Source organism: Sphingobacteriales bacterium (assembly GCA_012517435.1).
Lineage (GTDB): Bacteria > Bacteroidota > Bacteroidia > CAILMK01 > JAAYUY01 > JAAYUY01.
On the sequence record JAAYUY010000165.1, the window covers coordinates 1 to 11,323 of the forward strand.

Genomic DNA, 11,323 nt, shown 5'->3' on the forward strand with positions numbered 1-11,323 from the left:
CATTGAAGCTATTGAAAACTATAAGTTAAAATATGCTTCAGCTGATAAAAACCTCGCGGATAAATGGCTTAACCTGCTGAAAAGAGATGATGAATACATTGAAGTGGTCAATGCCGGAACCAACATCAATTCACCTCAATCTGACTACTTCCCTTATGTTTCAAAAGATGGACAAAGACTCTATTTCTGTACCAACGGAAGGACAGGCGGCTATGGAGGAGAAGATATATGGTATTGTGAGAAAAAAGCAGACGGAACATGGGGTGATGCACAGAATATCGGTACTCAGTTGAATACTTCTACACATGAATGCCTCATGACCATGTCAGGAGACGGGAATGTGGCCATTTTATTCGGTAATTATGAAGGTTCATTTGGTAACGGAGACCTTTTTTATTCCGTAAAGACTGATAAAGGATGGACAATGCCCTGCAACCTCGGAGGCACCATCAACTCAAAAGATTGGGAAGCACAAGCCAGCCTCAGTGCTGACGGGAAAACACTATTCTTTTGCAGCGACCGTGCAGGTGGCTATGGCGGAGGTGCCGATATTTACGTCAGCGTCTTATCTGAAGACGGATGGAGTAAACCTGTCAATTTAGGCCCGAAAATCAATACTTCCGGCTTTGAAGGAGCTCCTTTTCTCGCTGCTGATGGCAAAACACTCTATTTCTTTAGTGACGGGCATTTCGGATTCGGTGGACACGATATTTTTATGGCAAAAAAAATTGGTGATTCATGGACTGACTGGAGCGAACCTGTCAATTTAGGCAAATACATTAACACGCTCGGAGATGACAAATATCTTTCAATACCTTCCTCCGGTATTAAAGCTTTTACAGTCAGAGACGGTTCTATTGACGGTCAAGGTGGAATGGATTTATATGAATTCATTTTGCCCCCGAGCATGCGTCCTGAAGTAGTTGTCAATGTTTATGGTTATGTATCAGACGAAAACAAACTACCTGTTGGCTCAGTGATACGTTTTTATGATGCTGCTACAGGCCTCGAGCAGGGCACTGCCATCAGTGCTTTCAGCGATGGCTATTACAGAATTTCACTGCCTCCTCTGAAAAAATACAATATTGTCATCGACATGAAAGGTTATCTTTACATGACCGATGTACTCGACCTGACCGACATGACGAAATTCATGGAAAAAGAATACATTAACAGCCGCTTTGGAGCTGACCTGGATGAGATTAAACAATTACAGGAAAAACTTACCCAACTGAACAATCAGTTTCTGGCTTTGCTGAACGAAAATTCAGATAATATTGATGGGGCTTTGAAGAATTATGAAGAATTAATCCGGCAATACCGCTCGTCCATCAATGCCCTTGACCTGAAAATCAAGAAGGCCAAACTGGAATGGATGGGTAAGGAGGACAAAATCAAAGACATCCGGAAAGATTTCAGCCTGCAAACGATTAAAGTGGGTGCAACTTTTGAGCTGAAAAATATCTTTTTTGATTTTGGAAAAGCCACCTTGCGGGAAGAATCCAAAACCGAACTAAACAAGTTGGTTGACATCATGAAAAGAAGTGAAATAGTCATCGAGCTGGGGGGTCATACTGATAGTATAGGTTCTGACGAAGCCAATCTGAGACTTTCACAAGACAGGGTCAATTCCGTTAAACAATATCTCGTTGACAATGGTGTAAATCCGGATCGTATCATGGCAGTAGGTTACGGAGAAACTCAACCGATTGCTCCAAACAGCTCTGAAGAAGGCAGAGCAAAAAACAGGCGTGTGGAAGTTAAAATTCTTCAGCTACAGTTAGGCAGGGAAGGCCAGGATGTGGTTACTGAACAACCAAAAGAAGAAAAAAAGGTTGAAGAATCTTTTGATTTTTTGAGTACGCTGATGAAAGCGGCAAAAAAAGGCGGTCTTCCAACCAATAGTCCATGCTCCGACAAACCGATTTACCTGACCGAATATAAAAAAGCTCCCACTCCTACTACTACACCATCTAAAACAAAGCAGAGAAAAACTTCAAAGTATTTAGAAGTTGAAAAAGATAACTTTGTCTTCAAAACATTTAACCCATATATCAGAAACTCAAATTTTGAAAAACAAACCATCAATTCCGGGGTTGTTTATGAAGGCGGAGGACTCGGTGCCGGAGTAAGTTTTGTCAGCGAAAAACTAAGAGAAACCAATTTTGAATATTTCTTTCTGAATGACGACAGCATTAAGTGGATGGGTTATTTCAATTTCAACTACAACTGGCAGTTTTTCAAAAGCCTTAATCTTCCGCTGCTGACTATTTTTGGTATCAATTCCCACTTTTATCCTTTTACCAACACAATTGACGGACGTCAGGGATATATATTCTTCAATGTACCTGTCGGCTTACGTTATAACCTTGAACTGGCTGACGGACTAATTGTTTCTCCCGTGTTCAGATACAATTTTGGCCTGTCCAGAGTGCATTCGCTAAGCCCTACTTATTGGACAGTCGGGGTGGATGCCAGAATGAAATTCTTGCAAGGTGGAATCAGCTACAATTATGGTGATTTTGTAAAATATCTCGGGTTTAGGGCAGGATTTGCATTCTGATCGAATCCAATACCTAAAAATCCCTGTCAGATAATTCTGACAGGGATTTTTATTTAATAAGTTCTTTTAGTCTTTCTACAAGAATCTCAGGATTAAAAGGTTTCTCGATAAATTCATCTGCACCACAGTCTAACACTTCTTCCCTGCTACCTGAGATAACCATAGCAGTAAGGGCAATGATAGGAATGGAAGTGTTGGTTTTTCTGATTTCCTTAATCGCTTCATAACCCCCCATCACCGGCATCCTCAAATCCATGATAATGGCATCAAAGCCACTATCTTTATTGAATATATCGAGTGCTTCCTTTCCATTAGTGGCTCTGACCACTTCACATTCGTGTTTTTTCAATAAATGCCTGACCAGCATAAAGTTAAAATCTTCATCTTCTGCAAGCAATATTTTTTTCCCTTTCAGTCCATTTGTCGATTCACTCAGATCAGTCATTAATTTTTTGTCATTATTGATTTTATAAAGAGGGACTGAAAAATAAAAGGTGCTTCCAATTCCTTTTTCTGATTCAATCCATAAATTTCCATTCAATAATTTAGCCAAATGATAGGAAATATATAATCCCAACCCGGCACCCCTGTTGGATTTACCGGCAGTTTCCTGTGCCTGCCAAAATTTCTGAAATATCTTGTCCTGTGATTCCTTTTCAATTCCAATACCACTGTCTTTAATATAAAAAACGCATTCCTTTTCATTCTGCAAATAATACCCTGCCTCAACAGAGCCTTCTTCTGTAAATTTCAATGCGTTTTTCAGCAAATTAATCAAAACCTGCTTTACTCTGATGGGATCAGAAAATATTTCAACATCTTCTGCTGTTTCAGGAATACTCAGTCTGATATGCTCCTTCTTCATCAATTGCATTTCCGCTCTGATTATTCCACCTATATCACTGAAAATATCACGGATATTTATTTTACGGTTTTCAATACGCAAATTCCCCGACTCTATCAAAGAAACATCGAACAAGTCATCAATAATACCACTTAATTGCAAGCCACTGTTTTTTATAATTTCAGCATATTCCAGCATTTCTTCCGTTGAAGTTTCTTTATTACACACTGAAGATAGCCCAATAATAACATTAAGGGGTGTGCGAAGCTCATGCGACATCGACATTAAAAATGATGTCTTCAGCTGATCTGATTCTTCAGCCTTCTTCAATGCTTCATTCAGCGCTTCATATTGAAGTTTTAATGCAGTCTGGTTAAACAAGGAAAAGATAACTTCTTCAATATCGCCCTGTTCGTTTTTCAATACAGCCGAGCTGATTTCGAAGTACACCTTACTTCCGTTTTGCTCAACCCATTGAATTTCAAAGTTTCTGCCCTTCTTTTCAAATTTAAGCCATTTTAACTCATGATTAATTGTTTCTCTGACTTCCTCCGGAAAAATATCTTTAAAGTATTCATTAGTCAACTCATCTGATGTCTTTTTAAATAATTGAATGGTCTTTTCATTGCACAGTTTTATCCTGAAATCCTTCCCTGTTACCACTACGGGAGCAGGAAATAATGATAAAAGATTGAAATAAAGTTTATTAGTCAGATTCAGTTCTTTTTTCTGCTCAGCCTTGGTTGTAATCAATGTCGCTATCTGATTGTATTCTGCAACATTCATAATCCGTTGATTATCCGTAACATCTGTTTCATTCTGCAAGGCTTCTTTCAGAATTCTCATGGGTTTTACAAACCAACGGAGCGAAAGAAAAATGACTAAAAGCAGGAAAATAAAACATAACAAAAGTACTACCGTAAGCTGCGTCAGATAACTTCTCTCCAGTTTATTGAGAATTGAATCTGTTTTACTTGCAGATAACCAAACAACGGGAGTAGTATCGATATCTCCTTTTAATGGAAGGAAAAAAGCAATTTTCTGAGCCCTCTTGTCAAATTTTAACGTATCAGTAACGGGAATAAAACTTAGACCTGTAATTTCCTTTAGTTCCTCAATAAATTCGTAATCCCATTTCTTTCCAACGAAAAAATAGCCATAAGGCGGACTTTTCCTTAAAGTGTCCAGGGAAGGATGTATTGAGCCGCCAAAAAACTCAACCACATATCCGTGATGATACAGATAAAACCGGATTAAAGGTTTTTTGCTGAAAAGCGAAGGCATATCATCAAAATAATCTTTCAGGTTCAGATGATCTGAACTCAGAGAATTGTAAGCAAAAACTGAATTCCCGTTCTCATTGAAAACAAGACAATAATCAGCTTTAAAAATTTCAGATGATAAAATAAAATTATCCCTTGCAAATACTTCATCAGGGGAATGGATGTATTTGATCATTTCATCCCATACAGTGTAATCCTCAACAAACTTCTTCAGTGCCTCATTTTTCAGGTTGATTGTAGCAGCCAGCAATGCTCTGGCTGAGGTCTCCGATGTACGGTAATTCTGCCTGATGCTATTCAGCAGCTTAAGGCTATAAAATCCATTAATAACAAAAATAACCACAAACCCTGCTATCAATATTCCCAGCACTCTTCTTTGCATACTGTTTTTCATACACTCTGCTTAAAATGATATTCCTCCAACAAAATAAATATTCCTGCTCTCCGGATTTAAAATAAGACGGGCATTTACCGCAAGGTTTAAATTTTCTGTTACTTTTATATTTCTGCTGACACTCATTCCGCAATTCACAACAGCAAACCTGCCGGCATAATAACCGTTAAAGGGTGTAAATCCGGCAAAAACTTCCAGACTATAATCTTTCCATTCTTTCACATAACCGGCTTCGGCATAACTCGAATAGGCATTTACGATTGAGAGGCTGTCGGAAGGGTCTTTCAGTTTTTTATCCGGGCCATAAATCATTGAGTAGAATGAAAAGCTCAACGGTATTTTGAAAGGACTTAACTCAATTCCACTCTCAATCAGATGAGGAGTAGATGAGTTTTTAAAGTCAAATATTGAATTATCAGCCAGAGAATAATATGTATTCAGATAGTCGGTCAGTCCGATTTTCAGCCAATCAACGGGTGAATAAAACAGGTAAAAATCAATTTCCTGCATATCGGCAGGGGTTAAAGAATATGCACCCCAAACGCCAAAAGTAAATTTTCCGGGAGAATATTCCACGCAAGGCTGAATGCTGGGCGATTGCCCGATATCGCTTCCCCTCCACACATAACGGCTTACCAGATCAAGCGAAACAGATAAGGGGGGTTCCGAAAGACTGCTATCCTGTCCTGAAATTTGTCCAACAGAAAAAATCACCAACCATATCAATGCAAGGCTGCGTTTCAATCGTTTTTGTTTTGAGGCAAATTTATAATATGGTTTATTAATTCAAAACAATAATATTCAACAAGATAAAGAAGAAAAACTGAATCAAATAAACTGCTTTTGCCAGTTTATTATGAGGAGACACTTTCCCCAGATTCAATATCGCCTGAAAAACAAATGAAATGATAAACCATGCGATATAGTTCTGAACGGGAACGCTTGTTTTTTCCCAATTCCACATCCCTGTATAAATGGCTGCCGGCTCAAGCACAACATCATAGGCAAGCATCAGAAAGGATGACAGGATGATCTTCAATAAAACTCCCATTTTAAAGCCTGAAATAATCGAATAGGTACACACAGATAATAAAAGCCAGTTTATCCCAATCAATAAAGGCGTTTCCATGACTTTTGGTCCTAAAACTTTTCCATAGGAATATTCGCCAAAAATCACTCCGGTTTTCACTCCAGCCACTTCAACCAGAAAACCTGATATGGCTATAAAGAGATAAATGATAACAGACTTTCTACTCCACCCAAGCTGAAAAGCCAGCAATAAGAAGAAACTCATCAACAGAATAACAGGAGTCAGGGATAAAAATAGCTTCTCTGCATGAGAATATGAAAGTCCTAAAAGTCCTACCAGATAAAAAACTGACAGCAGAAAAATCCAGATATATTCCTTGCTGATTTGAATTTTCAACGTATGATTGTTTTTGAAAGGTGATTGGCAATAATTTTCGCTGAGCTTAAACACAAAGGGATGCCTCCTCCAGGGTGTACACTTCCACCGGTAAAACAAAGATTTTTAATTTTTGAAAAATAGTTTGGATGACGCATAAAAGCAGAACCTACTGAATTTGAGCTCATTCCATAGAGTGAACCATGCCACGAAGAGGTACGCTCCTCTATCTGTAAAGGATCGAGTCTTTCTTCGAACAAAATGTAGTTTTCTATATCGGTTTTCAAAACACGGTTGATTTTTTCAGTTATGTTTTTCCGGGCTGTCTGTATTATCTGATCCCAGTTTTGTCCAATATTTTCGGGGGCATTAATCATCACATACCAGTTTTCACACCCCTCCGGTGCATCTGTTTTAACTATCTTACTGCTGATAAAAATATAAACAGTCGGATCATGGTAAATGTTCTTTAGCTGAAATAAATTTTCGAACTCTTCCTTATATCCCTGCGAAAAAAGAATATTGTGGACATCAAGTACTGGAAAAACAGTGGATATTCCCCAGTAAAAAATCAATGCACTTGTTGACAGTTCGTGCTTCTCAATCCTTTTGGGCAATGTTGCTCCCCGGATTATTTTTTTATACAGGGTTTTTATATCTACATCACTGACAACGACATCATAATTCAGTTCCTCCCCTTTCACCACAATACTTTTGACCTTTTTTTTCTTAATATTAATGGCATCTACCTTTGTATTGAAGTAAAAGTTTATTCCGTTTTCGCAAGCAAGCTTATAAAGGCTTACAGGAATCTGAAACATCCCGTTTGAAGGAAAATATGCCCCTATGTTATTTTCAAGGTGGGCAATCACATTTAAAGTGGCAGGGGCCTGATATGGATTCGAGCCATTATAGGTAGCATAGCGGTCGAATAGCTGAACCAGATGTTTATCCTGAAAATAACCTTTGTTGTATTCATGCATGCTGTTAAAGGAATTGAGCCTGTATGCATTTAACAAGGCTTTCAAAAATGGCCACGAAAAAATATTACTGAAACTGAATAGCTTATTGAATATAAAAGGCGTGGATGTCAGGTTGTAAAGGTATTCGCTTTTTCTAAGAAATTTAAGGATACGCTGTCTGGACTCAAAGGTAAGTTTTTCAGCATCTTCTGCAAATTTTGAAGGATTAGAGGATACCGAAAGCTGCAAGCCATCTTCGTAAAAATACTTACATACAACATCTAAAGCATAATAAGGGAATGCTTTATCGAAGTCAACATGGTATAAATCAAAAATTTCCTTTACCAGTTGTGGCAAGGTAAATAAAGAGGGGCCCATATCAAAACGGAAACCATCCCGCCTAAGTTCCTTTATTTTGCCACCAAAACTGTCAGACGATTCAAAAACATCGACCTGATAACCAAGATGACGAAGCCTGAGTGCAGTGGCCAGACCTCCGATCCCTGCACCAACAACAGCTACCTTCAAATCTTTCTGTTTGATTTTCAATTTTTTCAGTTAATCAATAATTTCCTGATGACCATCCCTGCCGAATTGCTGAGCCGAAGCAGATAAATACCTGAAGCTATATTGGTTTCAATAAATGCTTCCGGTTGATGAAATTCACCTTCATAAACTATTTTGCCATCAATATCCAATATTTCAACACGCCAGCTCCCCTTTCTGATTCCCGTTACTTTGAAACAACCATCAGACGGATTGGGATAGATCTCCGGCTGAAAATCATTCTCCGAATATTCTATCCCTGAATTACTTTTGATCATAACCTGAATGGTTTCAATGTTATTGTTTTCATCCAGTTCGGCAACAACCTGTGTGGCATCGGCAAAGATGATGATATAATAAGTTCCTGCAGCGACATTTACCGGAACAATCAGGTTTTCCCCGCTACTTGTACTTGAGTTGACTGCAAGAGGCAATATATTTTCGGAGTCCAGCTCAGGGTCATTCCCATCAAGAAACTTGTCAGTGGAAAGATAATATTTAATAACACATGCAGAAGACTCAACCTGTCCGGTATTTTTCAATGTGCAGTTAACAGCAATTACTCCTCCTTTTTCAACCGTATCAGGAGTTGCACTTTTGCTGATAATGGTCAAATCGGGTTTTGGTGCAACGACCTGCAATTGTTTATAGGACACATTATTGTTTTCATCACTTTCATCAATGCTTTGTGTGGCATCGGCAACAAAGAGGATATAATAATTTCCTGCCGCAGTTACACCCGGTATCGTAAACTGTTGCCCTACCGAATAGCTGCCATCTTTTGCCAGACTAATTACATTATCAGAGGCCATGCTGATATCGCTGCCATCCAATTGATTATCCGTTGATAAAAAATATTTCACTACGGAAGATCCTGAAGAGGCAAGACCCTGATTTTTCACATCACAGGTGGCTGTTACATTATTCCCGGCAACTACCGAAGCAGGGTTGATATTTTCATTAACGATGATCAGGTCGGGCTTTCCTGCCAGACTTCTTTTGATACGGATGTCAAACAGGTATGTCCCCAGATTACCTTCAAAGTAGGGTGCTACCTTGAAATACACTGTTCCGCCATCATTTACCTTAAAAGTATTGGCATCCTCATCATCAAAATATGCAGACCAGTTTGCACCGTATTTATAGGCAAAAACCCCATCTACGGAATAGCTGTTCCCGTCTCCGCTGTTGTAGCTGTCGTGAAGCCTGAGGCTGACTTCATAATTATATCCGGAAGGAAGGGTAACTTTATAATAATCAATATCAGTTGCATTGTGAATATTGGCCTGAGTGGTTTTTATGACACAGGAATCACTGACAAAAGAAACAGCAAATCCGTAAGCATCTGATTCTGTATTGTTAACCTCATACGGATCCGGATTGATTGTCTTTGAAATCACCTTTATACTGATGGGATTGCTGTAAGAACCCGGATTGGCCAGATACCAGTTTCCACCGCTGGGCATAAAATGTATGGCAATCAGGTAATCTCCCGGAGAAGCACTTATCTCACTTGTTTTAAAAGTAAGTCCGTTCGTGAAATGTGTCATGGATGGCATACTGATATTTGTTTTTGTTTCAATAGTTTCAACAAATTGCCCTGTGGATGCACTGAACAATGAAACTGTAAAACTTCCATTAAAGGCAGTACTGCTATAATTGGCAATATCAACCCATACTTCTGCCGAATCACCCTGAACCAGTGGCGATGGAGTTACAGAAAATGCCTTATAAACCCGTATATCACTGTTTGAAGTACCTGTTTTTATGACTATTGTCAACGGATGAGTATGGCTGTTTTTATCCACTAGTTTCCAGGAACCTCCGGCCGGTTTGTATTCAATTACTATCTGATAAGTACCGGCTACGGCATTAATTGAGCTTTTATTGAATGAAAATCCATTGGTATAATAATATCCTTTTTTCAGGGTTACATTATTATAGGTATCAATCAGTTCAACAAACTGACCTGAAGTGGTATAAATGGCACAGCGGTAATCTCCTGTAAAATCGGCACTGCTCAGGTTTGCAAGTTTCACCCAGACACTGGCGTTCTGATATTGTACCAAAGTATCTGGTGTTACATCTATTTCATCCAGCAGAGAAATAACTGCTCCGGAAGTTACTCCGGGCTTAATTCCCATAATTGCACCCTGATTATTGGTAAAATCCATGGTACCGGGATTCAGGCTGCTGACATAGAAATAACCATCAAGATAGCCATCCCAACCCCAGTTAAAATGAAAATAATTGTTGCTGCTACCCTGATAGCCATCACAAACAAATGCATGTCCCCCCGATGATCCATACCCAAAGTAAAGCATGGGCCGGCTATTGTCGAGTTCGTCCTTTAACATTCCTTCCCATGTTGAGGTTGAATAATTGTTTTTATCCTTTTTCTGAACGGTTGAACCATAACCAAAATAATTGACAAAGGCATAAGCAGCATCACTGGGATATGAAGAGCTGCCCGATACCCCGTAATTCATCTCCACACTTACTCCGCAATGATAAAGCAAAGTGGCAACATCGCTGTTATGGGTACTCAGGGTATTGGGCATGTTGCTCCAATTGTAAGTAGTCATCCCAAAATTTGCAGATAGTGTCCCGTAAGTATTGTGATAATAGGAATGTGAACCTGAACCTGTGGAGGGTGATTGGTGATATTTCATAATCTGACCCATGGCAATGGCTACACAGCCAACAAGGGTTCTACCGTCCTGAGAAGCAGGTGCAGCTGCGTCTTGCGGACAGTTGCGGTTGTAATATTTCCCCTGCCCCCATTTTGCCGTTACCAATGGACTTACGCTTCTGAATCCCCTGCTGACAGGAATAACAGATAACCTCGTCCATTCCTGCCTGATAAGATCATCTGCCTGTAAATGATTATCTAAGATAAAGGAAATTTCATTCTGACGGGCTGATATCCAGTCACTTAATGCAGGATTTAATTTATTGTTGTCAAAAATACCTTCAAACGAATAACCTATCACCGGATAAACATCATCATCCGCTGCTATGATGACATATCCTCTGACAGAAGCATTAATGTTGAAAATATAAAGCAAGGAATGCTCATTGTCTTTTGCTGTTGTAAAAAGCTCAACCTTGATAGTCTGATAATCAATTACCTGAAACTCTTTTACACCTTCATAAAAAACATTTTTAGCTATCACAGCCGCCTTTTCAACGGAAACAGGTGTGGAAAACCCTGAAAACACAAAGGCTGCAAAAATCACGAATAACAAACAGATTTTCTTCATTTTATTTTAAATTTCGGGATTATTTTCAGTTTGCAAGTTAAAAAATATAGAGAAATATAAGTC

Annotated in this window: 6 protein-coding genes; 1 reads left to right on the forward strand and 5 read right to left on the reverse strand. The window is 38.9% G+C overall.

Going from position 1 to position 11,323, the window contains the following annotated elements; all coding sequences use genetic code 11:
* A partial coding sequence (locus GX437_09695; GenBank protein NLJ07929.1) for an OmpA family protein occupies positions 1-2,563 on the forward strand: 2,563 nt, incomplete at its 5' end.
* A gap of 49 nt (positions 2,564-2,612) precedes the next feature.
* Here the strand turns inward: GX437_09695 and GX437_09700 are convergent.
* From GX437_09700 to GX437_09720, 5 genes are read right to left on the reverse strand one after another with little or no spacing between them, the layout of a single operon-like run.
* Entirely contained in the window at positions 2,613-5,084 is a 2,472-nt protein-coding gene (locus GX437_09700) for a response regulator (GenBank protein NLJ07930.1), read from the reverse strand.
* 9 nt (positions 5,085-5,093) lie between these two features.
* On the reverse strand, positions 5,094-5,828 hold the full coding sequence (locus GX437_09705) for a hypothetical protein (GenBank protein NLJ07931.1): 735 nt from the start codon (positions 5,826-5,828) through the stop codon (positions 5,094-5,096).
* A 37-nt stretch (positions 5,829-5,865) separates the two neighbouring features.
* Positions 5,866-6,510: a carotenoid biosynthesis protein gene (locus tag GX437_09710; protein ID NLJ07932.1), complete on the reverse strand. Its 645-nt coding sequence runs from the start codon at positions 6,508-6,510 to the stop codon at positions 5,866-5,868.
* Positions 6,507-7,994 carry a phytoene desaturase gene (gene crtI / locus GX437_09715; GenBank protein NLJ07933.1) on the reverse strand — a complete coding sequence of 496 codons (1,488 nt, stop codon included), beginning with the start codon at positions 7,992-7,994 and terminating at the stop codon, positions 6,507-6,509. Before crtI ends, GX437_09710 begins: the two co-directional genes overlap by 4 nt.
* An 11-nt stretch (positions 7,995-8,005) precedes the next feature.
* Positions 8,006-11,260 carry a T9SS type A sorting domain-containing protein gene (locus GX437_09720; GenBank protein NLJ07934.1) on the reverse strand — a complete coding sequence of 1,085 codons (3,255 nt, stop codon included), beginning with the start codon at positions 11,258-11,260 and terminating at the stop codon, positions 8,006-8,008.
* Positions 11,261-11,323 lie beyond the last annotated feature (63 nt).

Bases quoted from the DNA above. Each gene is read 5' to 3' on its own strand.
- GX437_09720 (NLJ07934.1), bottom strand. From the start codon at position 11,260: ATGAAGAAAATCTGTTTGTTATTCGTGATTTTTGCAGCCTTTGTGTTT.
- GX437_09700 (NLJ07930.1), bottom strand. From the start codon at position 5,084: ATGAAAAACAGTATGCAAAGAAGAGTGCTGGGAATATTGATAGCAGGG.